Below are 21,273 nucleotides of genomic sequence, written 5' to 3' on the forward strand. Positions count from 1 at the left end.
TCAAAAATCGCACGCGCACATGAGACCCCCGCTCGGGCTATGCCCTCCCGGCGGTCTCATGTGCGCGCCAAAGGTGGCCTGGTCTTGCTCCGCCTAATGGCCGGATTTTACTCCGCCGTTGACAGATGACCTCGTTCGCAACGACCCAGGCGACATTGCAGCGATCGTCCTTGGCCGGTATCGCCTCCCCAAATGAAGGGCTAGCGAAGCTAGCGGCGCTGAGCACCACCAGCCGCTCGGCTGCGACCTCCAGATATGCCTGCTCCAATGGAACCCGACTGATCAACTGCCCAGTATCGGCATCGAAAACCAAGGCTTCGCGATCAGTCGGTGCTAACGCGATCTCCTGGCTAAATGTCGCTGAACTCCAGGTGATCTTCTCAGGCCATGGCGCGGGAAGCGAAAGTCGCTGCCCCCCAGAAATTCGGGTAGGAACAACGCCCATTCGGACCCATTGCGTCCCGCTTGATCGATCCGCCTGGAGTCCAAGTAAGTCTCCGGCCCAGAAGATTTTCGGTGCCCCCACAAGATTGGTGCGTCGCGTACCATAAATCTCGGACGCTTCGTCGAAGGCACTGAAAAGGTGTGCCTCTCCTTCACCATGAGGAAGTTCGCCTTGACGCCAAGCTTCGAACTGTCGGGCAGAGTATGCCGATGCATCATAGTGGATGGTGTCACGCAACCGCGGATGATTTGGGCACCTTTGAATTACCGCAACTCGCTGCCAGCGGCGCGCTGCAGTCGTGTCCTCTATCGCCGGAGGACCAGAGCGCAACGCCGTCTGCACGAACGCCTTCGCTAACTCTCGATGTTGCGCGCGTGCAGGGCCCAATGGTGGGAAAAACAAGGTCGATGGCTCGTTGCCTGAAACAGGCAGCCCGAGTTTCCTTGCCGCCAGTCGAAACTTGCCTTTGAGGATTTCTCTGGACGAGGAGTCCGAGAAATCCTCACCCGAGAAATTGCTGACATGGCTGTATACCTCGCTAGTGCTCTCACCATAATGCAACGAGAGGGGGTGAAGCACCGCCCAAATGGCCAGGGTGGGGTAGCGATCGAGTAGCGTCGACAACCCGACCTGCTTGACGGCCAGTACGGCCAATTCGAACTGGGATTGTGATGGACGGATGTCCGCGAGAAACGGCGTTGATCCAGCGCCAGTCCAGGCAGTATGAAAATCCTCATCCAGTGCCTGCAGGTCCTGATGGCCGAGTATCCTCCTCTTACTAACGATGCCCCCCGACAAAACTATTGCCCCCATCTCAACTCACTGGGTAGCTGACCCGAGATGAGAATTTCCCCAAATAAGCACCCGAATTTTCGTATGCGCGAAATAGTATCCGTCAGTTTTTGTTCGTTTGCAAACCGCCTCTGAGTCCGGTGAAATCTCACTAAATAGATAGCGCGACCTCGTCGAATAGTGATCGCGAGTGCCGCCAGTATGCCAACGCCCCCGGACTTGACACGTCTCGACCCCAGGCGCGTCTTGCACCCAGATCATTGTTGGGGGACCTCCGGCCCCCGTGCAGAGGTCATTCATGGGTTGGCGGTCGCGGAGACTCGAACCGCCAACCAACGCAGGGCCATTGCTCCAGCTGAGCTGATGAGCACCCGCGCTTCGGCGTCAGCGCGGTCTATATGATAGGGTCTGGCGTCAATATGTGATGATTGCTGTCCTTACGTGATGGGAGACAGGCGCGTTTTCACCGCCGTAGGCGGTCGGCGGTCAGTGTCACATTTTGGCAACAATTGTGTTGAAGGGTTGGGCGAATTGGGTCAGACTCCGCCCCTTGCGGCAGAGACGGAGTGCCTTCGGCATTTATGATTGAAGTAACGGCGCCAAATGAGGGCGATCAGCAGCGCGTTGTGAACGAACAGGCCAAGCCGGCCCGGTCGGCGTTTGCGTCTGCACGCAATAATCGGCCGCTGCGCATCCTTGGCTTTATTGTGGTTTTCGCCTCGGTGCTGATGTCGTCGCTGTCGTTCCTGATTCTGTCGGGCACCACCAATATCGAACCATCCACTACCGTCTGGACCGTGATCTGGATTGTCACCGGTCTATTGGTGCTGCTGGTGATCGCGCTGGTGGTGACCGAGGCCGTGCTGCTGATTCAGGCGCGGCTGCAGGGGCAGGCCGGCGCCGGCATGCAGATCCGCATGGTGACCATGTTTGCGCTGGTCGCGGCGATTCCGGCGGCGCTGGTGGCCGTGGTTGCTACCATTGCGCTCAATCAGGGGCTGGACCAGTGGTTCTCCGAGCGCACCCGCGCCATGGTGGAAAGCTCGCGGCTGGTGGCGCGCTCCTACATGCTCGAACACGCCCAGGTGCTGCGCGATGACGTCATCTGGGTCGCCTCGGAACTCGAGCAGGCCCACACCACCTTCGGCGAGGACCAGGAGCGGTTCCAGCGCATCCTGACGGCGCTGGCGGTCACCCGTTCCTTGCCGTTCACCTCGCTGGTCAATGCGCAGGGCGATACGTTGATGCGGGCGCAGATCGCGGTGCAGGGGGCCTATCCACGCTTGCCAGACGGGATAACCGAAGGGCTGGTTGAGGGCATTCCAGCGGCCATTGCGCCGGGCCGAGTCAATCTCGTCGGCTCGGTGATCAAGCTGCGCAACTATGACGACACCTATCTGTTCGTCGCCCGGCCGGTTGAGGCCGAGGTGCTCGAATATATGCAGCTCACCGATGAGAATATCAGCGAATACCGCGAATATGCGTCGAACCGGCTGGTGTTCCAGATCACCTTCACCATCATGTATGTCGGCTTGGCCGTAGTGCTGCTGCTGGCGGCGCTGTGGATCGGCATCGCGCTAGCCAACCGCTTCGTTGACCCCATACGAAACCTCATGATCGCGTCAAATCGCGTCAGCCGGGGCGACCTGGATGTGCAGGTGCCGGTGCAGGAGGGCAGGGGCGATCTGCGCGATTTGTCCAACGGCTTCAACCGCATGACCGAACAGTTGCGCAGCCAGCGCGAGGCGCTGGTGACGGCCAGCCAGATGAACGAAAAGCGCCGCCAGTTCACCGAAGCGGTGGTGGAAGGCGTGTCGGCCGGGATTATCGGGCTCGACCCGTTCGGCGCGGTGACGCTGGTCAATGCCCGCGCCTGCGAAATGCTCGATCAGGACGAAATCGACCTGATGGGCGAGCCGATCGAACAGGTCATGCCGCAGCTGGCCCCGACGCTGGAGCGGGCCCGTTCGGCCCGGCGTGGCCAGGTGCGCGACCAGATCCAACTCGGCAATGAAACCGACCGGCGCACCTATCAGGTGCAGCTGACCCGCGAAGGGTCCATCACCGAATCCAAGGGCTATGTGCTGACCTTTGACGACATCACCGACCTTGAATCCGCCCAGCGCACCAGCGCCTGGGCCGACGTCGCGCGTCGCATCGCCCATGAAATCAAGAACCCGCTGACCCCGATCCAGCTTTCGGCCGAGCGGCTGCGCCGGCGCTACGGAGCGCGGCTGGAAGATGACCGCGAGGTGTTTGACAAATGCATCAACACCATCGTGCGCCAGGTGGGCGATATCGGGCGGATGGTCGATGAATTCTCCGCCTTTGCCCGCATGCCCGAGGCAGCGCCGGAGATGACCGACCTGTCCGATACGGTGCGCCAGGCGGTGTTCCTCGAAAGCGTGCGCCTGCCCGAAATCACCATCAACACCCTGCTGCCGCATGACGCCATTTATGCCTGGTTCGATAACCGGCTGATCGCGCAGACATTGACCAATTTGATCAAAAACGCCGTGGAAGCGTTTGAAACCATTGATATTTCAGGTGGGTCATTGCCCATCATCACGGTCGAGGCGCAGCTGGAAGGCAACCATGCGCGGGTCGCCGTGTCCGATAACGGCAAGGGCTGGCCCAAGGAAAACCGGCAGCGCCTGCTCGAGCCCTATATGACCACGCGGGAAAAGGGCACCGGGCTCGGCCTGGCCATCGTTGCCAAGATCATCGAACAGCATGGCGGCATTGTCGAACTCATCGATGCCGAACCCGACGCCAATGGCCGGGTCGGCGCCTGCGTCACCTTTACCTTGCCCTTGCAGGCACCCAGCAAAATTTCAGCGGCGGATCGTCCGAGCGGCTCGGACGCCGAATCCGCCCAACAGGAGGAACCGCTCGTTTCGGCGGTGGTTCATAAGTAATGGCACTTGATATTCTCATCATTGACGACGAAGACGACATCCGCGACCTGATCGCGGGTATCCTGGAAGACGAAGGCTTTGAGGCCCGCCAGGCGCATGACGCTGACAGCGGCCTCAACGAGATCGCGCGGCGGCGGCCCAGCCTGGTGTTCCTCGATATCTGGATGCAGGGCTCGCGCCTTGATGGGCTGCAATTGCTCGACGTGTTCCAGAGCCAGCACCCCGATATGCCGGTGGTGATGATCTCGGGTCACGGCAATGTCGAAACCGCCGTGTCAGCCATCCGCCGGGGCGCTTACGACTATATCGAAAAGCCGTTCAAGATCGACCGGCTGCTGCATATCACCCAGCGGGCGATGGAAGCGACGCGGCTGCGCAATGAAGTGGCGGAGTTGAAGGAGCGTTCGGCGAGCAAGAGCCTCGACATGGTGGGCACCTCGCCGGCCTTGCAGCAGGTGCGCGGCATTATCGACAAGTCGGCGCCGACCAATTCGCGGATTTTCATCTCCGGTCCGTCAGGCGCCGGCAAGGGGCTGGTGGCTCGGATGATCCATCAGCGAAGCCCGCGCGCCGATTCCCCGTTCGTGGAAATCAACGCCTCGCTTTATGCGCCCGAAGAGGTGCCGGTGGTGCTGTTTGGCCGCGAGGCGCGGGAGAAGACCGGCATCCTCAAGGTCGAGGTCGGCGCGCTGGAACGGGCTCATGGCGGCACGCTCTATCTGTCGGAAGTGACGACGCTGCCGGCGGCGACGCAGGCGGCGCTGCTGCGGACGCTGGTCGACAACCGCTTCACCCGCGTTGGTGGCACCCAGGCGGTGCCGATCGACGTGCGTATCATCGCCTCCAGTTCGCAGAATGTGGCGGCGCAGATCGAAAGCGGCGAATTCCGCTCCGATCTGTTCCACCGGCTGTCGATCGTGCCGCTGCCGCTGATCCCGCTCAAGGAGCGGCGCGAGGACGTGCCGCCGCTGGTCAGCGCCTTCATCGAACAGGTCTGCCGCATGCATAATTTGCAGCGCGTGACCGTGGGCGACGATGCCATGGCCGTGCTGCAGGCCCAGGAATGGCCAGGCAACGCCCGCCAGTTGCGCAATTCCATCGAGCGGTTGCTGATCCTGATGAAGGACCAGCAACCCGAGGACGGGGTGATCACCGCCGCCATGCTGCCGTCCGACATTGGCGAAGTGCTGCCCACGGTGGGCGACACCGACGCTTCGGCGCATCTGATGAGCCTGCCGCTGCGCGACGCCCGCGAGGTGTTCGAGAGGCAATATCTGCTGGCGCAGATCGAGCGGTTTGGCGGCAATATTTCCAAGACGGCCGAGTTTGTCGGCATGGAGCGCAGTGCGCTGCACCGCAAGATCAAATCGCTCGGGCTTTGAACAGACCCGGAAAATTAAGCCGCGCCATGCAATTGGCGCGGTAGGCATAAAATATGATCTGTGTCATAGTGTTCGACGTGTGATGAATTCATGCGGGCAGGAACTGGGCGGCCGTTCCAACGCCGGCTGACAGGGTAATTGCAACGACGACAGCGACAAGTAATGCCGCGGAGAAGAGGCCTAAATGGCAAACGAAAAACAACAAAATCTCCAGGACTCCTTCCTCAACCACGTCCGCAAACAGAAAGTGCCGGTCACGATCTTTCTGGTGAACGGGGTTAAACTGCAGGGTGTGATTACCTGGTTCGACAATTTCTGCCTATTGCTGCGCCGCGATGCGCAGTCGCAACTGGTGTATAAGCACGCGATCTCGACAATCATGCCGGGTGCCCCGATCCAGTTGTTCGATCCCGAGCAGGCTCAAGATAGCGACTGACGAACTCTATGACCGAATTTGACGACGACGAGGCCGCCCAGCGGGGCGGCCCGCAGGCGTTTATTGATCGCAGCGCGCAACAGACCCGCGCCGGCTTGGTTGTGCCCGATGTGCGGGGCGTCTTCTCCCTGCATGGGCTCGAAGGCCGCAAGTCCGAATTTGAAGGGCTGGCCGAGGCAATCCACCTCGATGTGGTGTTCTCCGAAATCGTCAAGGTGCGGGAAATCAAGCCGGCTACCTTTATCGGCGGCGGTCATGTCGAAACGCTGGCCGAGCGGGTGGCGGCCGAAAAGATCGATTTGCTCCTGGTTGATGCGCCACTGACGCCGATCCAGCAGCGCAATCTCGAAACCGAGACCGGCACCAAGGTGCTGGACCGAACGGCGCTGATCCTCGAAATTTTTGGCGAACGCGCCGCGACACGCGAAGGCGTGCTGCAGGTCGAACTCGCCCATCTCAACTACCAGAAGGGGCGGCTAGTCCGCTCCTGGACCCACCTTGAGCGCCAGCGCGGCAGTGGCGGCAGCGGTTTCATGGGGGGGCCGGGCGAAACCCAGATCGAAAGCGACCGTCGGCAGATTCTCGACCGTATCGTGCTGCTGGAAAATCGGCTGGACAAGGTCAAAAAGACCCGCGCCCAGCAGCGCCAGCAGCGCAAGGGTACGCCGATCGTGGCCTTGGTCGGTTATACTAATGCCGGAAAATCCAGCCTGTTCAATGCCTTGACCGGGGCAGGGGTGTTCGCCCAGGATCTGCTGTTTGCCACCCTCGACACCACGGTGCGGCAGTTGGAACTGCCGCATGGCCGCAATGTCGTGCTGAGCGATACGGTGGGGTTCGTCGCCGATCTGCCGACCGATCTGGTGGCGGCGTTTCGTGCCACGCTGGAAGAGGTGGTGGACGCCGACGTGATTTTGCACGCCCGCGACATTGCCAATTCCGATCACGCGGCGCAGGCGTTTGACGTGATGAAAGTGCTCGGCGATCTGGGCGTTTCAGCCGAGACCACGACGATCATCGAAGTGTGGAACAAGGCCGATCTGGTCAGCGAAGACGCTCTAATTGGCATCACGCCAATCGGCAAGGTCGCGGCTACGGTGACGGCGTCGGCGCTGACCGGGCAGGGGATCGATGCCCTCAAACTAGCCATCGAAACCGCGCTGGCCGAGAAAAGCCGGACCTATCACGTCCATGTGCCGCATAGTGCCGGCGCCGATATCGGTTGGCTGCATGCTCACGCGGAAATCATTTCCCGCGACGAACCGACCGAACAGGGCTCGGGCTTCGTCGTGCGGATCGATCCCCGGCACAAGACGGCGTTTCTGGAGCGGTTCAACGGGCGGATCGAGAGTTCGGACGCTTAAGAGCGGCTTAGCCCTTGTCCGCCGCGCGGACTTCATTCCAATAGCCATCCAGCCGCTCCAGTCCGGCGGCTGATGGCTCGACGCCGTCTTCCCGGCAGCGTTCTTCCACATAGTGGAAGCGGCGGGTGAATTTGAAATTGGCGTCGCGCAACGCGGCTTCGGCATCGACGCCGGCATGCCGCGCCAGATTGGCCACGGCAAACAGCAGGTCGCCGATTTCTTCATGTACGGCGGCCGGATCGCCGGACGCCTGCGCGTCGGTGACTTCGGCCAGTTCCTCATCCACTTTAGCTTTCACCGCAGCGAAATCCGGCCAGTCGAAACCAACCTTGGCGGCGCGTTTGGTGAGCTTTTCGGCGCGGGCCAGGGCAGGGAGCACATTGGGCACATCGTCCAGCAGCGATGGCGTGGTGTCGCCCTTGCGCGCGGCTTTGGAAGCGCGTTCCTCGGCCTTGATGGCCTCCCAGCGGGTCTTGGCCGCTTCGGAATCAGCGGCGTCCAGATCGCCGAAGACATGGGGATGGCGCCGGATAAGCTTTTCGGTGATGCCGTAGATCACGTCGCCGATTTCGAAGTGGCCGGCCTCGCTGGCCATCTGGGCATGATAGATCGGCTGCAGCAGCAGATCGCCCAATTCCTCGCGCAGATCGGCAAAGTCCTGTCGCTCAATGGCGTCAGCCACCTCATAGGCTTCTTCGATGGTGTAGTGGCGGATGGAGGCGAAATCCTGCTCCAGATCCCACGGGCAGCCGCCGACTGGATTGCGCAAGGCGGCCATGATTTCGATCAGGCGGGCAATATCGCGGGATGGCTGCATGGGATTCTCGGAGCGGGAGGAATCGTGATTTCGTTGAGCTTAGTTGTTCAGGGCTTGGGCTCAAGTTAAGTTCGCGCAAATCGGATTGGACGGGGATGTCGCTAGTGGGATGGGAAGCGCTCGGACAGTGGGGTGAGGACGTCGTTCGCCTCGAGCCGCTCGCTGGCGGCGTTGCCAACGACGTGTGGAGCGTACGCATTCGCGGGCAACTGGCAGTCGGTCGTCTCGGTACAAGGAGCGACGCCGATCTCGCATGGGAGGCAGGGCTCCTCCAATACCTCGACCGTGAAGGTCTGACCGTGCCAGTGCCTATCCCCACCACGGACGGCCGACTGTTTGCGGGCGGCTTGGTGGTGATGAAATATATGGAGGGCGGACCGCCCGAGACCGCGGCCGACTGGCGTCGCGTGGCCGATACGGTCCGCGAGTTGCATCGGTTGACGCAGGGCTGGCCGCAGCGCCCGGGCTGGCGGTCATCGACGGATCTGCTGCACGCCGAGAAGGGGACAAGGATCGATCTTACCGCGATGCCGCCGGAGGCCGTTGCCCGTTGCCGAGCCGCGTGGGCGCGCCTCGTCGGGCGCCAGACCTGCGTCGTCCACGGCAACCCCAACAGCGCTGGCAACGTCCGCATCACCGCAGATCGAGTCGCGCTGATCGACTGGGACGAAACGCATGTCGACGTGCCGGACCTTGACCTGGTGCTGCCGCACAACGCGGCGGGTCTGGAAGGCGACACCTATGACATCGCCGCGCAGGCCTCGGCTGCCTGGGAAGCTGCCGTTTGCTGGCAAGACGAATACGCCATCAAGCGGCTTGCCGAAGTTCGGGTGGTCTGAACGGCCACAGTTACAAAGATGACCAACGCCAGATTGCATTGCGGGCGACACCCGCAGCGCTGCCGCCCGTGCCTATCCGCTATTCGCATAATATATATTATGGAACTAAAATGGACATCAGAAGTGGATTATCTGGCGAAATTCGCCATTGAGCCTGCATAATTGCGATGGACAATTTTGACCGTTTGGTCAAACTATCAGAAACGACGCTGAGCATTGGAGGATGTGCATGCGCTTCGGTTATAAGGCATCCGCTGAACAATTCGCGCCCAACCGGCTGCTGCAGTTCGCTATCGAGGCCGAACAGGCTGGCTTCGAGTCGGTGTTCATCAGCGACCATTTCCAGCCTTGGAAGCATACCGACGGCCATGCGCCGTTTGCGCCGGCCTGGATGGCTGCGGTCCTGGCGCGCACGGAAAAGCTGGTGGTCGGCACTTCAGTGCTGACGCCGACCTTTCGGCTGCATCCATCCGTTGTCGCGCAGGCCTTTGGCACGCTGGGCGCGATGTTCCCCGAACGCGTCATTCTGGGCGTCGGCACTGGCGAGTCGCTCAATGAAGTTCCGGCCACCGGCATGGTGTGGCCCGAACTCAAGGAGCGTTCGGCGCGCCTGCGCGAGGCCGTGGCGCTGATCCGCAAGCTGTGGAGCGAAGAGCGCGTCAGTTTCGAAGGCGAATTCTATCGTACGCAGAATGCGACGATTTATGATCGTCCGGACAAAATGGTGCCGATCTATCTGGCTGGTGCCGGGCCGCTCAATGCCAAATATGCCGGGCGTGCCGGCGATGGCTTTATCTGCACATCCGGCAAGGGCGAGGAGCTCTATAAGGACATTCTGCTCCCCAATGTTGCCATTGGCCGCGCTGAATCCGATCGGGCTGCCCTGCCCTTTGAGCGCATGATCGAGGTCAAGGTCTCGTTCGATCCCGATGCCGAGGCCGCGCTCAATAATACGCGCAGCTGGGCGGCGCTGTCGCTGACACCGGAAGAAAAGCATTCGGTGGAAGATCCGGCGGAAATGGAGCGGTTGGCCGCACAATTGCCGATCGAGCGCATCGCCAAGCGCTGGATCGTCTCCAGTGACCCCGAGGAGCATGTCCAGGCCATCAAGACCTATATGGACTATGGCTTTGATCATCTGGTGTTTCATGCGCCGGGCGAAGACCAGAGCCGCTTCATTGCGCTTTACGCCAGGGAAATCCTGCCACGGCTGCGGGCGTTGGCGCCCAAGGCCACCAGCTAGGACCAGTCGATCATGCCACTGCCACGCTACAGCGTTTGGGGGGTCACCGGCGTACCGGAGATCGGTGCGGGCGATGACCTCGTCGCGCTGATCGCCAAGGCCATCGATGAGACCACCAGCAAGGATGCCGACGCCGCGCTGCGGGATGGCGATATCCTGGTGATCACCAGTAAAATCGTCTCTAAAGCCGAAGGCCGGCAGGTGCCGGTCGTCGACCGCGAAAAGGCCATTGCCGAGGACACGGTGCGCGTCGTGGCCGAGCGCGTGCATCCGGGCGGCGTCACCCAGATCGTTGAAACCCGCCACGGGCTGATCATGGCCGCGGCCGGTATCGACACGTCCAATGTGCCCGATGGACTGGCATTGCGCCTGCCGGAAGACCCGGACCGTTCGGCGCGCGACCTCTGCGCCGGGCTGCGTCGGCGCTTTGGCGTCGAGCTGGGCATTGTCGTCACCGACACTTTTGGCCGGCCATGGCGCGTCGGGCAGACCGACGTGGCCATTGGCGCGGCGGGGATTATTGTCACCGACGATCTGCGCGGCGGTGTCGATGCCAATGGTCGGCCGCTCAATGTCACCATCACCGTGCTGGCCGACGAAATCGCCGGCGCCGCCGATCTGGTCAAGGGCAAGGCCAGCGGCATTCCGGTCGCCGTGGTGCGCGGCCTCGGCCATCTGGTGACGGCGCTCGATGCGCCCGGAGCTCATACGCTGGTGCGCTCGGTGGATGACGACATGTTCCGCTTCGGCTCGGCCGAGGCCTATCGCCTAGGCTACGAGGCGGCACTGGCGGACCACAACGAGGTCGCAGTCCGCCCGCCCAAACGCGTTAAACAGGACTGACCCTCATGCGCCCCCTGCCCTCGTTCCTTGCCTTTGCCCTGCTGGCGGCTTCATCCACTGTCGTGCTGGCGCAAACCAGCTATCCATTGACCCTCGAAAATTGCGGTGAGACCGTAACGCTGGCGGCCGCGCCGCAACGCGTAGTGACCATCAAATCCACCACCACCGAAATGCTGCTGGCGCTGGGGCTCGGCGAGCGGATCGTCGGCATTGGCTTCATGGATGGGCCGGTGCCCGAACCATGGGCCGCGCAAGCGGCAACATTGCCGGTACTGGCCGACAAGGCTCCGTCGCCCGAAGTGGTGCTCGAAGCCGAGCCGGATCTGGTTTATGCCGGCTGGGAGAGCAATTTCTCCGCTGATGGCGCTGGCGAACGCGCCACGCTGGCGGCATTGGGCGTTGCCAGTTATGTGTCGCCGCCGGCCTGTCGCTCGATCAAACCGCCAAAGCTGACTTTTGAGGCTGTATTCAACGAAATCGCTGAAATCGGCACCATGTTTGACGCCGCGCCAGCGGCCGAGGCACTGATTGCCGAACAGCGGGCCGCGCTGGCGGCCATCGTGCCGGACATGCGCGGCCTGACCGCGCTCTGGTATTCCTCCGCCAGCAAGACCCCTTATGTCGGGGCCGGCAGCAATGCGCCGCAAATGATGCTGGAGGCGCTGGGGCTGGAAAACATCATGGCCGGCGTCGATGAGGGCTGGGTGTCGGTCAGCTGGGAAGCCGTGGTCGATGCCAATCCAGATGTCATCGTGCTGGTCGATTCAATCGGCAATCCGGCAGCCCGGAAACAGGAGTTTCTGGCGGAAAACCCGATCACCAGCAAGCTCGACGCCGTCGCCCACCAGCGCTATCTGATCGTGCCTTTCCCCGCCGCCGAGGCCGGCGTGCGCAACGTCGGGGCCACGGCCGATATGGCCGCTCAGCTCGCCCGGCTCAGTTTTACGCCGTGACGCAGCCTCGGCTGGCGACACTTGGCCTTGGGCTGTTGGTGCTGCTGTTCGCCAGCCTGGTGCTGGCGGTGACGTTTGGTCCGGCCGATATCGCGCCAACCGAAGTGTGGCAGACTATTGCCTATCATTTCGGGCTCGTGGCCGAGAGCCCGGTGAGCCGGTTGCGCGATGCCATTATCTGGGAATTGCGCCTGCCGCGCGTGCTGGCCGCCGCTGGCGTTGGCGCAGGGCTGGCGCTGTGTGGCGCGGTGATGCAAGCGCTGATGCGCAACCCACTGGCCGATCCTTATCTGCTGGGGCTGTCCTCGGGCGCGTCGCTTGGTGCGGTTGGCTTTCTGTTGCTCGGCGCGTCGCTGCTGATGCCATTGGGTGCGTTTCTTGGCGCTGGGGCGGCGATGGCGCTGACTCTTCTGGTGACGCAATTGCTGGGCGGGGCCACGCCAAGTCGGGCCATTCTCGCCGGCATTTCGATTTCGGCGCTGGCCGCCGCTGCCACCTCGTTCCTCATTTTTTGGTCGGCGACCGGTGATTCCTATCGTGAAATCCTGAGCTGGCTGATGGGCTCGCTGGGTGGCGTGGTCTGGGCCGACGCGCTGCTGGTGCTGGCGGCGCTGGCGCTGGCCGGCCTGCCGGTGCTGCTGTCCGGCCGTTCACTCGACGCCTTTGCCTTTGGCGACACGGCGGCCGCTGCGCTGGGTGTCGATGTTGCCCGGCTGCGCTGGTGGCTGCTGGGTGGCACGGCGCTGCTGACCGGCGTGCTGGTGTCTATCGGCGGCGCGATCGGCTTTGTCGGGCTGATCATTCCGCATCTGGCGCGGCTGCTCACCGGCTCGCGCCATCGCGTGCTGCTGCCGATTTCCATGCTGCTGGGCGCATGCTTCATGATCTGGACCGATACGGCGGCGCGCAGCCTGTTTGCGCCGCGCGAATTGCCTGTGGGGATCATCACTGCCCTGCTCGGCGCGCCGATTTTTCTCATCGTACTACTGCGCTATCGGCGGGTCACATGAGCGCCGGGCTGGCCATTGCCGGGGTCACGGTGCGGCTGGGCGCGCAGACCATTCTCAGCGGCATCGATCTGGCGGCCAGACCGGGTCAGGTCACGGGTCTGATCGGCCCCAATGGTGCCGGAAAATCCACGCTGATGCATGCCATGCTCGGACTGGTGCCGCTGGCTGGCGGTTCGGTGCGCTTTGATGATGCCGACCTGCTGGCGCTGCCGCGGCGCAGCCGGGCGCAATTCACCGCCTTTGTCGAGCAGAGCGGCGGCACTGAAGAGCGGCTGGCGGTGCGCGATGTTGTGATGCTGGGCCGCATTCCGTTTCAGCCGGTCTGGCAATCAGCCCCCTCCCCTGACGACCTTGCTGTGGTCGATGCCGCCATGGCCGAAGTCGACATGACGGCATTTGCCGACCGGCTCTACCACACGCTGTCGGGAGGCGAGCAGCAGCGCATCCAGCTGGCGCGCGCGCTGGCGCAGCAACCCAGATTGCTGATCCTCGATGAGCCGACCAACCATCTCGATATTCATGCGCAGCTCGCCACGCTGGAGCTGTTGCGCCGCCGCGCTCGGGCTGGCGCGACGGTGTTGCTGGCGCTGCATGATCTCAATCTGGCGGCTGCTTTCTGCGATTGCCTGGTGGTGCTGCATGGCGGCAAGCAGGTGGCGTCGGGGCCGCCGGAGCAGGTGCTGACCCCTGCCCTGCTGCGCGAGGTCTATGGCGTCAACGCGGTGCTGCTGCGCCATCCCAGCAACGGCAAGCCGCTGATCGCTTATGACCTGCCCGGATAAATCGATGCCGCCGCGCAATTGCGATTGACAATGACACGGCTTCAACTCAAATTTTGATCGAACGGTCAAATTTAAGATCACACGGCGGGAGGCGCTTATGGAATTCGGCATCACTTTCAAAGGCTTCATTGAAGCGGAACGCGCACGTTACCTGGTGCGCGCCGCCGAATATGCCGGGTTCAGCTATTGCTGGTTCTACGATTCCCACATTCTCTGGCGCGACTGCTACGCCGCCATTGCCATGTGCATGGAACACACCACCAAGATGCGCTTTGGTCCGCTGGTGACCAATCCGGACGTGCGCGACTGGTCCGTCGCCGCTTCGATTTTCGGTTCGCTGTCCAAGCAGAGCGGCGGGCGCTTTGATCTGGCCGTGGGCCGGGGCGATAGCTCGATGCGCGTCATGGGCAAGAAGCCGGCGACTTTGGCCCGCGTCACCGAATTCATCTCCAAGACCCAGGCCATGGTGCGCGGCGAGGAGGTCAGCTATGGCGAAATCCCGGCGCCGGTGAAATTCCCCTGGGCCGTGGGCCATGAAATGCCAAGCTGGATTGCCGCTTACGGCCCGCTGGCGCTCAAGACCGCCGGCGAACATGCCGATGGCGTGGTGCTGCAGCTGGCCGATCCGGGCCTGTGCAAATGGTTCACCGACCAGTGCCTCGACGCCGGCAAGGCCGCTGGCCGCGACATGTCGAACTTCCGCTCCATGGCCGCCGCGCCGGCCTATTTCGGCGACAAGGCCCGCGCCATTGAAGCGACCAAGTGGTTCCCGGCCATGGTGGGCAACCATGTTGCTGATATCGTAGAGAAATACGGCGCCGACAACGACCAGATCCCCAAGAGCCTGACCAGCTATGTTGAGAAGCGCCGGGGCTATGATTATTCCAAGCACGGCCAGTCGGATAACCCTTTCCTCGACTTCATTACCCCCGATGTGGTGGAGAATTTCTGCGTGCTGGGCGAACCCGAGGATCACATCGCCAAGATGAAGGCGCTGAAGGCCGCCGGCGTGACCCAGTTCAACATCTATCTCGATAGCGGCGACGAGGAAGAGATCATTGCCGGCTATGGCCGCCACGTGATCCCGGCGTTCCGCTAAGGTTTTAGCGGTTCAAAATCGCGCCGCTGAGCACATCGATCTGCATGCCATCAAACGCCGGGGTCACATTCCCCGGCGTTTCTGCGTCGGTGTGAGCGTAGTCGAGGTCGATATGCATATTGGTCAGTACGGCCTGTTTCGGGGCGAAACGGTCGATCCAGTCGAGGGTTTCCGGCAGACTGAGATGGCTCGGATGCGGGGCATGGCGCAGGGCGTCGATGATCCAGAGATCGAGGCCGGAGATGGCGGCGAATGAGGATTCAGGGAAGCCTGAGAGGTCGCAGCAATAGGCAAAATTGGCGACGCGGAAACCCAAAGAGATAATGTTTCCATGGGCTTGCTCGAATGCGCTGACGCTAATTGTCCCGCCGGGACCGTCGACGGTGAGCACATCGCCGGCAGCGATGGTGTGGGCGTTGAGGATGGGCGGGTAGTCACTGCCGGGGGGCGCGATGAAGCAATAGCCGAAGGCTTCGTGCAGGCGCTCGCTGGTTTCGGCGTCGGCGTAAACGTCGACGCGGCGGCGATTGTGCAAGGCCAGCACTCTGAGGTCGTCGATGCCGTGGGTGTGGTCGGCGTGGGAGTGGGTGTAAAGCACCGCCTCGACGCGGTCGACATTGGCGGTGAGGAGCTGCTCGCGCAGGTCGCAGCCGGTGTCGATCAGCACGCGGGTCGGTTGGTCGCTGCCCTCGCTAAACCCTTCCAGCAGCAGCGAACATCGCAGCCGCCGGTTGCGCGGATTGGCCGGATCGCAGTCGCCCCAGACATTGCCGATGCGCGGAACGCCGCCGGATGAACCGCAGCCAAGGATGGTTGCAACGATCCGTTGGGCTGCCGGCATGGTTCAAGCAAGCCCGGTTTTGCTGAATAGCCGGGCGAAGTTGGCCGTGGTTTCGGCGCCGAGCTGTTCGAGCGAAATGCCGCGGGTTTCTGCCAGCTTTTCGGCGGTGTGGCGGACGTAGCTGGGCTCGTTGGACTGGCCGCGATGCGGGATCGGCGCCAGATAAGGTGCATCAGTTTCAACGAGATAGCGGTCAGCCGGAACGAATTTGGCGACTTCGCGGATCTCTTCGGCGTTCTTGAAGGTGATGATGCCGGAGAAAGAGATGTAGCCGCCCAGCGCCAAGGCGCGGCGGGCGAGGTCGACGCCGGCGGTGAAGCAGTGCAGCACGAAGGGGAAGGCCCCCTGCCCGCTCTCGGCTTCGAGGATCGCCGCCATGTCGTCGTCAGCGGCGCGGCTGTGGATAACCAGTGGAAGACCGGTGATCCTGGCGGCGGCGATGTGGCGCAGCAGACCAGTCTTTTGCGCCTCGCGCGGGGCGTTGTCGTAGAAGTAATCCAGCCCGGCTTCGCCGATAGCAACGCAACGGGGATGGGCACTTAGCCGGACAAGATCATCCGTTTGTATATGCAGTTCCTGGTCCGCGTGATGCGGATGGGTGCCGACCGAACACCAGATATTGGGGTAGCGTTCGGCGATGGCGGCGTATGTGGAAAACTTATCCACATGTGTGGATATCGTCACCATGCCGGTGACGCCGGCGGCCTCGGCACGGGCCAGAACGCCGTCGATATCATTGGCCAGGGCCTCGAAATCGAGGTGGCAATGGCTGTCGATCAGCATTTATTCGGCCTTGCGTTCGAGGCGGGCGAACACGCCCTGCGGCGCCGGAAGTTCAAGCCCCGGCTGCAAGCATGCTGACAGTTTGCTGTCAGAAAGCTGACGGTTTTCTTGTGGCACGCTGAGCTGATCGAGCAGCCGAGCCGCCGAGGCCGGCACAAAGGCCTGCATCGGGATGGTCAGGCGCCGCACGGTGTCAGCCGTAACGTAGAGTACGGTGCCCATGCGGGCCGGATCGGTCTTTTTCAGCGCCCAGGGTTCCTGAGCGGCAAAGTAATTATTGGCCGAGCTGAGGGCGGCAATGATGGCACCGGTGGCTTCATGCACCAGTTGCTCGTCCATGGCCTTCTGGGCGGTGTCGAGGGCGGCAGTGACTTCATCGATCAGCGCCTGATCGGCTTCGGTCAGGGGACCGGGCTGCGGCACCTTGGCGTCGCAGTTCTTGTTGATCATCGACAGCGAGCGCTGCGCCAGATTGCCGAGGTTGTTGGCGAGGTCGGCGTTGACGCGCAGCACCAGCTTGTCGTGGCTGTAATCGCCATCATGGCCGAAGGAAACTTCGCGCAGGAAGAAGTAGCGCGCGGCGTCGACGCCGAACTCCTCGATCAGCTCGAACGGGTCGATGACGTTGCCGAGCGACTTGCTCATCTTCTGGCCGTCAACGGTGAGGAAGCCATGGGCGAAGACGCGATGCTGCACGTCGATGCCGGCGCTCATCAGGAAAGCGGGCCAATAGACGGTGTGGAAGCGGATGATGTCCTTGCCGATGACATGCAGGTCCGCCGGCCAGAACTTCTTGAATAGCTCACTGGCTTCGTCGGGGAAGCCGACGCCGGTGATGTAATTGGTCAGCGCGTCGATCCACACATACATCACGTGCCCAGGCGCGCCCGGCACCGGGATGCCCCAGTCAAAGGTGGTGCGGGAGATGGAGAGGTCCTGCAGCCCGCCCTTCACGAAGGAGATGATCTCGTTGCGGCGCTCCTTGGGAGCGATGAAGTCGGGATTGGTCTCGTAGAGGTCGAGCAGCTTCTGCTGATAGGCCGAGAGGCGGAAGAAATAGCTGGGCTCTTCGACCCATTCGACGGGGGCGCCGGAGGGGGCGAATTTCTTGCCGTCTTTTTCGGTCAGCTCGCCATCATCGAAATAGGCTTCGTCGCGAACCGAGTACCAGCCCTTGTAGGTGGACTGGAAAATGTCGCCGTCGTGATTGGCGGCCATCTTTTCCCAGATTGCCTGGCTGGCCGCATGGTGGCGCGGCTCGGTGGTGCGAATGAAATCGTCGTTGGACACGTCGAGCGCTGCGGCCAGCCGCTTGAACTCGGCCGAGTTGCGGTCGGCCAGCTCGCGGGTGGTTATGCCCTGCGCGGCGGCGGTCTGCACCATCTTGATGCCGTGCTCATCGGTGCCGGTGAGGAAATACACCTCGCGCCCTTCCAGGCGCTTCCAGCGGGCGATGGCGTCGGTCGCAATCATCTCATAGGCGTGGCCGATATGAGGCGCGCCATTGGGATAGGAAATCGCGGTCGTGACGTAAAACGGCTTGAGGGTCATAGGGGCTCGGCAGAAACGGGGGCGGTCAATGAAACATGCTTTCGGATTGCATCAAAGATGGCAATGAGCGTCTGTTTCATATCCAGATTGATGCTGTCGGCATCAGCGAAAAGGGCGTGAGCCTTGTCCCATAGCTCGGTTGCCGAGGCAAGACGGATACGGGAATGCGGCTGCATGGCGGCGTTGCGGGCCTCGTCGGCCATCCAGTCATCCAGCATCTCGCGGGCAAAGCTGAGTTCGGTGCTGGTCGGGTCAGCGCCGAGCGCCTCGGCCAGCTTGAGGCTGACGCCGGCGGGGTGCTGGGCCGGATTGACCAGCCAGGCCTGCAAGGCGCCCAAGGCCGATTCCGGCTCCAGCGCCAAGGTCTCGAAGGCGCGGCGCGGGCGGCCACCGGCCAAAGCCACGGCGCGGTCAATCTCGCCCTGCCCCATGGCACCGTCCTGCTCGACCAATACGGCGCGCACGAGGTCGTCGCTGAGCGGGCGCAGCGCGATGCTGTGGCAGCGCGAGCGGATGGTGGGCAGCAATTGGCCGGGGCGATGCGAGACCAAGAGGAAGATGGTCTCAGCCGGCGGCTCCTCGAGGATTTTCAGCAGCGCATTGGCGGCGGACGGGTTCAGATCGTCAATGCTGTCGATGATGGCGACGCGGTAGCCGCTGCGGCCGCGCGTCTGGTGCAGGCGATCACGCAGCGGATGGCTATCGCCGCTGTCGCGGCGGGCGATCTGGTCGACCGAGATAGTGGCGCTGATCTTGCTGCCGGTCTTGTTGAGGGTGCGGCGCACCAGAAACAGATTGGGATGCGACAGTGAGGCAATCTGTTCGTCGACGCGCTGAGCGTCCTCGTCGCCGGTGGCGACAAAGATGGCGGCGGCCATTTCAAAGGCGAAGGTGGCCTTGCCGATGCCCTGCGGCCCATGCAGCAGAATGGCGCCCGGCAGGCGGCGCTCGGCCAACTGGCTGAGGATGGCGGCGCGGACGTCATCATGGCCACGCGCCAACTGGCGGCGTTCCGGGGTGGCCAGACCGGCAATGGCGTCAGGATCGCTCATGCCTGCGCCCCACCCAGCAATTCTGGAAAGCGCTGGCGCACGGCGTCCCAGATCGCCGCTTCCAGAGCGTCGACCGACTGGTCGGCCGAGATGACGATGCAGCGCTCAGGATTGTCGCGGGCGATGGCGAGAAAGCCGTCGCGCAGCCGCTTGTGCCACTCGATCTCTTCCTTTTCGAAGCGGTCGCCGGTCAGCGCCAGCCCATCTTCGACAGCGCGCTCGGCGACGCGCTTGAAGGCGAGGTCGGGGTCCATGTCGAGCACGATGGTGAGATCGGGCGTATGGCCGTCGAGGGCCAGGGATTCGAGGCCGGCAATCAGCTTGTCGGGTACGCCGCCGGTCAGGCCCTGATAGGCGCGCGTGGAATCATGGAAGCGGTCGGACAGCACCCAGACGCCGTTGCGCAGATTGGGAGCGATGAGCTGGGTGACGTGATCGAGGCGCGCGGCGGCGAACAGCACGGCTTCAGCGCCGGCGCCCCAGCTTTCGGAGCGCCCCTGCAGGATGAAGGAGCGGATCGCCTCGGCCTTTGGGGTGCCGCCGGGCTCGCGGGTGCGCACGACCTCAATGCGCAGCCGCTGCAGGTTTTGCAGCAGGCGTTTGACCTGGGTGGATTTGCCGACGCCTTCACCACCCTCAAAGGTGATGAAACGGGCGCGATTGGCTTTGGGAGTTTGGTGCAACATATGTCCGTCTTCCACTGGCCCGATCCTGGTCACGTCCACCGCGCGTTAAAATCGGGCCTAACCCGAGGGCTATGGAACTGCTGCGCGCCCGTCAAGTGAAGAGGGTATGGGGCGGGAGTGAGGGGGACGAGTGCGGGGCTTGCGATATTGCCCCACCCCCGATGTCACCCCGGCCTTGAGCCTGGGCCCATCTCGAGATCATGCCGGTGAAACCATCTCAGGATGGGTCCCGGCTCAAGGCCGGGATGACACCGCGTTTAATTGCCAGAATTATGATGTTGCAGCCTACAGCCAGCCCAGGGCCAGCTGCTTGAGGGCGTCGGTGGCTTTGCGGACGATATCGCCCTGCCCAACCGTTTCGGCGGCGTAAAGCGGGGCGACCTGGACCAGCTGGTCATCGCAGAACACGCGCAATTCGGCAATCTTGTCGCCCTGCTGCACCGGCGGCAGCAGCGGGCCGGTATAGCTCACCGAGGCGTTGAGGCATTTGCGCGAGCCGCGCGGCAGATAGAGCGCCACCTCGCCATCGCCGATCAGCCCAACGCTGGAGCTGGTGCCGCCATAGACATTGGCATAGGCCACGATGGCGCCTTCGGGATAGGCGGCGACCCGTTCGAAGGCGCGGGCGCCCCAGGTGATCAGCTTGCGGCCCTCTTCGGTGCGTTGCGCCATGGACGTCAGGCCATGCACCACGGCGATCAGCCGGCGACCGCCCTGATCGGTGGAAATCACCGATCCGTAACCGGCAGCTTCCGTGTGGCCGGTCTTGAGGCCGTCGACGCCAATGCCCAATTCCACCAGCGAATTGCGGTTAGGCTGCTTGATCTTGTTCCACTCCATCTCCGGCTCGGAGAAGTAGTGGTAATATTGCGGGAATTCATCGATCAGATAGCGCGCCAGATCGGCCAGATCGCGGGCGGTGACATACATGTCGGGGTCCGGCAGGCCGGTGGGATTGGTGAAGTGGGAATCGGTGAGCCCGATATCCTCGCCCAGCTCGTTCATCATCGCGGCAAAGCTGCCCTCGGAGCCGGCAATGCCTTCGGCCAGCACGATGGCGGCATCATTGCCCGACTGGATGATGACCGAGCGGATCAGATCCTCGACGGCGATCTGCGAATTGAGTTCGGCGAACATGGTCGAGCCGCCCGACTTGGCGCCGCCGGTGCGCCAGGCGTGTTCGGAGACGAAAAACTCGTCGCTCATCGACAGGCGGCCATCGCGGATATCGTTGAACACCACGGCGACGGTCATGAGCTTGGCCATGCTGGCCGGCTCCATCGGCAGATCGGCGTCCTTCTGGAAGATCACCGTGCCGGAGTCTTCGTCCATCAGAATGGCGAATTTGGCCTTGGTGTCGAACTCGGCCTGCGCCAGTACCGGCGCAGTCAAGACCAGCGTCGCGGTCAATATCTGCCAGATCCGTTTCACGATCAT

19 protein-coding genes are annotated in these 21,273 nt (G+C 62.7%); 11 read left to right on the forward strand and 8 right to left on the reverse strand.

Annotated features, from left to right (window positions below):
• Window positions 1-37: 37 nt before the first annotated feature.
• Entirely contained in the window at window positions 38-1,243 is a 1,206-nt protein-coding gene (locus tag ACX3OZ_RS18060; protein WP_459105113.1) for a hypothetical protein, read from the reverse strand.
• Between the two features lie 575 nt (window positions 1,244-1,818).
• Between ACX3OZ_RS18060 and ACX3OZ_RS18065 the strand changes: the two genes are divergently transcribed.
• The 4 genes from ACX3OZ_RS18065 to hflX all read left to right on the forward strand — a co-directional run bounded on the left by ACX3OZ_RS18065 (window position 1,819) and on the right by hflX (window position 7,337).
• Window positions 1,819-4,155: a sensor histidine kinase NtrY-like gene (locus ACX3OZ_RS18065; RefSeq protein ID WP_459097125.1), complete on the forward strand. Its 2,337-nt coding sequence runs from the start codon at window positions 1,819-1,821 to the stop codon at window positions 4,153-4,155.
• Window positions 4,155-5,537, forward strand: coding sequence for a nitrogen assimilation response regulator NtrX (gene ntrX / locus ACX3OZ_RS18070; protein WP_459097124.1), 1,383 nt, complete (start codon window positions 4,155-4,157; stop codon window positions 5,535-5,537). The genes ACX3OZ_RS18065 and ntrX overlap by 1 nt, the downstream gene beginning before the upstream one ends.
• A 184-nt stretch (window positions 5,538-5,721) precedes the next feature.
• Window positions 5,722-5,973 (forward strand): RNA chaperone Hfq, encoded by a 252-nt coding sequence (gene hfq, locus ACX3OZ_RS18075; RefSeq protein ID WP_459097123.1) that lies wholly within the window; start codon window positions 5,722-5,724, stop codon window positions 5,971-5,973.
• A gap of 8 nt (window positions 5,974-5,981) precedes the next feature.
• Window positions 5,982-7,337 carry a GTPase HflX gene (gene hflX / locus ACX3OZ_RS18080; RefSeq protein WP_459097122.1) on the forward strand — a complete coding sequence of 452 codons (1,356 nt, stop codon included), beginning with the start codon at window positions 5,982-5,984 and terminating at the stop codon, window positions 7,335-7,337.
• 7 nt (window positions 7,338-7,344) lie between these two features.
• Here the strand turns inward: hflX and mazG are convergent, their stop codons facing one another.
• Entirely contained in the window at window positions 7,345-8,154 is an 810-nt protein-coding gene (mazG, locus tag ACX3OZ_RS18085) for a nucleoside triphosphate pyrophosphohydrolase (RefSeq protein ID WP_459097121.1), read from the reverse strand.
• A gap of 104 nt (window positions 8,155-8,258) precedes the next feature.
• On the opposite strand from mazG, the gene ACX3OZ_RS18090 reads away from it, so the two are divergent.
• The 7 genes from ACX3OZ_RS18090 to ACX3OZ_RS18120 all read left to right on the forward strand — a co-directional run bounded on the left by ACX3OZ_RS18090 (window position 8,259) and on the right by ACX3OZ_RS18120 (window position 14,923).
• Window positions 8,259-8,993 carry a phosphotransferase enzyme family protein gene (locus tag ACX3OZ_RS18090; RefSeq protein WP_459097120.1) on the forward strand — a complete coding sequence of 245 codons (735 nt, stop codon included), beginning with the start codon at window positions 8,259-8,261 and terminating at the stop codon, window positions 8,991-8,993.
• A gap of 229 nt (window positions 8,994-9,222) precedes the next feature.
• The gene (fgd, locus tag ACX3OZ_RS18095; protein WP_459097112.1) at window positions 9,223-10,236 is read left to right on the forward strand and encodes a glucose-6-phosphate dehydrogenase (coenzyme-F420); all 1,014 of its coding nucleotides are present in this window, start codon (window positions 9,223-9,225) and stop codon (window positions 10,234-10,236) included.
• Between the two features lie 12 nt (window positions 10,237-10,248).
• Window positions 10,249-11,079, forward strand: coding sequence for a coenzyme F420-0:L-glutamate ligase (cofE, locus tag ACX3OZ_RS18100; RefSeq protein ID WP_459097111.1), 831 nt, complete (start codon window positions 10,249-10,251; stop codon window positions 11,077-11,079).
• A gap of 5 nt (window positions 11,080-11,084) precedes the next feature.
• Window positions 11,085-12,032, forward strand: a complete 948-nt coding sequence (locus ACX3OZ_RS18105; RefSeq protein WP_459097110.1) for a putative F420-0 ABC transporter substrate-binding protein — start codon at window positions 11,085-11,087, stop codon at window positions 12,030-12,032.
• Window positions 12,029-13,042 carry a putative F420-0 ABC transporter permease subunit gene (locus tag ACX3OZ_RS18110; RefSeq protein ID WP_459097109.1) on the forward strand — a complete coding sequence of 338 codons (1,014 nt, stop codon included), beginning with the start codon at window positions 12,029-12,031 and terminating at the stop codon, window positions 13,040-13,042. Before ACX3OZ_RS18105 ends, ACX3OZ_RS18110 begins: the two co-directional genes overlap by 4 nt.
• The gene (locus tag ACX3OZ_RS18115) at window positions 13,039-13,824 is read left to right on the forward strand and encodes an ABC transporter ATP-binding protein (protein ID WP_459097108.1); all 786 of its coding nucleotides are present in this window, start codon (window positions 13,039-13,041) and stop codon (window positions 13,822-13,824) included. The genes ACX3OZ_RS18110 and ACX3OZ_RS18115 overlap by 4 nt, the downstream gene beginning before the upstream one ends.
• Window positions 13,825-13,921: 97 nt before the next feature.
• Window positions 13,922-14,923 carry a TIGR03842 family LLM class F420-dependent oxidoreductase gene (locus tag ACX3OZ_RS18120; protein WP_459105114.1) on the forward strand — a complete coding sequence of 334 codons (1,002 nt, stop codon included), beginning with the start codon at window positions 13,922-13,924 and terminating at the stop codon, window positions 14,921-14,923.
• 4 nt (window positions 14,924-14,927) lie between these two features.
• Here ACX3OZ_RS18120 and ACX3OZ_RS18125 read toward each other — a convergent pair whose 3' ends face one another.
• The 6 genes from ACX3OZ_RS18125 to ACX3OZ_RS18150 form a co-directional block, all read right to left on the reverse strand.
• A complete protein-coding gene (locus ACX3OZ_RS18125; RefSeq protein WP_459097106.1) occupies window positions 14,928-15,764 on the reverse strand; it encodes an MBL fold metallo-hydrolase in 837 nt (278 codons plus the stop codon).
• 3 nt (window positions 15,765-15,767) lie between these two features.
• Window positions 15,768-16,547 carry a TatD family hydrolase gene (locus ACX3OZ_RS18130; protein WP_459097105.1) on the reverse strand — a complete coding sequence of 260 codons (780 nt, stop codon included), beginning with the start codon at window positions 16,545-16,547 and terminating at the stop codon, window positions 15,768-15,770.
• Complete coding sequence (gene metG, locus ACX3OZ_RS18135; protein ID WP_459105115.1) at window positions 16,548-18,098, reverse strand: methionine--tRNA ligase; 1,551 nt, start codon at window positions 18,096-18,098, stop codon at window positions 16,548-16,550. It lies immediately after the preceding gene.
• Window positions 18,095-19,150, reverse strand: coding sequence for an AAA family ATPase (locus ACX3OZ_RS18140; RefSeq protein WP_459105116.1), 1,056 nt, complete (start codon window positions 19,148-19,150; stop codon window positions 18,095-18,097). The genes metG and ACX3OZ_RS18140 overlap by 4 nt, the downstream gene beginning before the upstream one ends.
• Window positions 19,147-19,836: a dTMP kinase gene (gene tmk / locus ACX3OZ_RS18145; RefSeq protein ID WP_459105117.1), complete on the reverse strand. Its 690-nt coding sequence runs from the start codon at window positions 19,834-19,836 to the stop codon at window positions 19,147-19,149. The genes ACX3OZ_RS18140 and tmk overlap by 4 nt, the downstream gene beginning before the upstream one ends.
• Window positions 19,837-20,121: 285 nt before the next feature.
• Window positions 20,122-21,267 carry a D-alanyl-D-alanine carboxypeptidase family protein gene (locus tag ACX3OZ_RS18150; RefSeq protein WP_459105118.1) on the reverse strand — a complete coding sequence of 382 codons (1,146 nt, stop codon included), beginning with the start codon at window positions 21,265-21,267 and terminating at the stop codon, window positions 20,122-20,124.
• Window positions 21,268-21,273: the final 6 nt, after the last annotated feature.

The organism is Devosia sp. A369 (genome assembly GCF_054489345.1).

Bases quoted from the DNA above. Each gene is read 5' to 3' on its own strand.
- ACX3OZ_RS18105 (WP_459097110.1), top strand. From the start codon at position 11,085: ATGCGCCCCCTGCCCTCGTTCCTTGCCTTTGCCCTGCTGGCGGCTTCA.
- metG (WP_459105115.1), bottom strand. From the start codon at position 18,098: ATGACCCTCAAGCCGTTTTACGTCACGACCGCGATTTCCTATCCCAAT.
- ACX3OZ_RS18140 (WP_459105116.1), bottom strand. From the start codon at position 19,150: ATGAGCGATCCTGACGCCATTGCCGGTCTGGCCACCCCGGAACGCCGC.
- ACX3OZ_RS18120 (WP_459105114.1), top strand. From the start codon at position 13,922: ATGGAATTCGGCATCACTTTCAAAGGCTTCATTGAAGCGGAACGCGCA.
- fgd (WP_459097112.1), top strand. From the start codon at position 9,223: ATGCGCTTCGGTTATAAGGCATCCGCTGAACAATTCGCGCCCAACCGG.
- tmk (WP_459105117.1), bottom strand. From the start codon at position 19,836: ATGTTGCACCAAACTCCCAAAGCCAATCGCGCCCGTTTCATCACCTTT.
- cofE (WP_459097111.1), top strand. From the start codon at position 10,249: ATGCCACTGCCACGCTACAGCGTTTGGGGGGTCACCGGCGTACCGGAG.
- ACX3OZ_RS18125 (WP_459097106.1), bottom strand. From the start codon at position 15,764: ATGCCGGCAGCCCAACGGATCGTTGCAACCATCCTTGGCTGCGGTTCA.
- ACX3OZ_RS18130 (WP_459097105.1), bottom strand. From the start codon at position 16,547: ATGCTGATCGACAGCCATTGCCACCTCGATTTCGAGGCCCTGGCCAAT.
- mazG (WP_459097121.1), bottom strand. From the start codon at position 8,154: ATGCAGCCATCCCGCGATATTGCCCGCCTGATCGAAATCATGGCCGCC.
- ntrX (WP_459097124.1), top strand. From the start codon at position 4,155: ATGGCACTTGATATTCTCATCATTGACGACGAAGACGACATCCGCGAC.
- ACX3OZ_RS18065 (WP_459097125.1), top strand. From the start codon at position 1,819: ATGATTGAAGTAACGGCGCCAAATGAGGGCGATCAGCAGCGCGTTGTG.
- ACX3OZ_RS18115 (WP_459097108.1), top strand. From the start codon at position 13,039: ATGAGCGCCGGGCTGGCCATTGCCGGGGTCACGGTGCGGCTGGGCGCG.
- hflX (WP_459097122.1), top strand. From the start codon at position 5,982: ATGACCGAATTTGACGACGACGAGGCCGCCCAGCGGGGCGGCCCGCAG.
- hfq (WP_459097123.1), top strand. From the start codon at position 5,722: ATGGCAAACGAAAAACAACAAAATCTCCAGGACTCCTTCCTCAACCAC.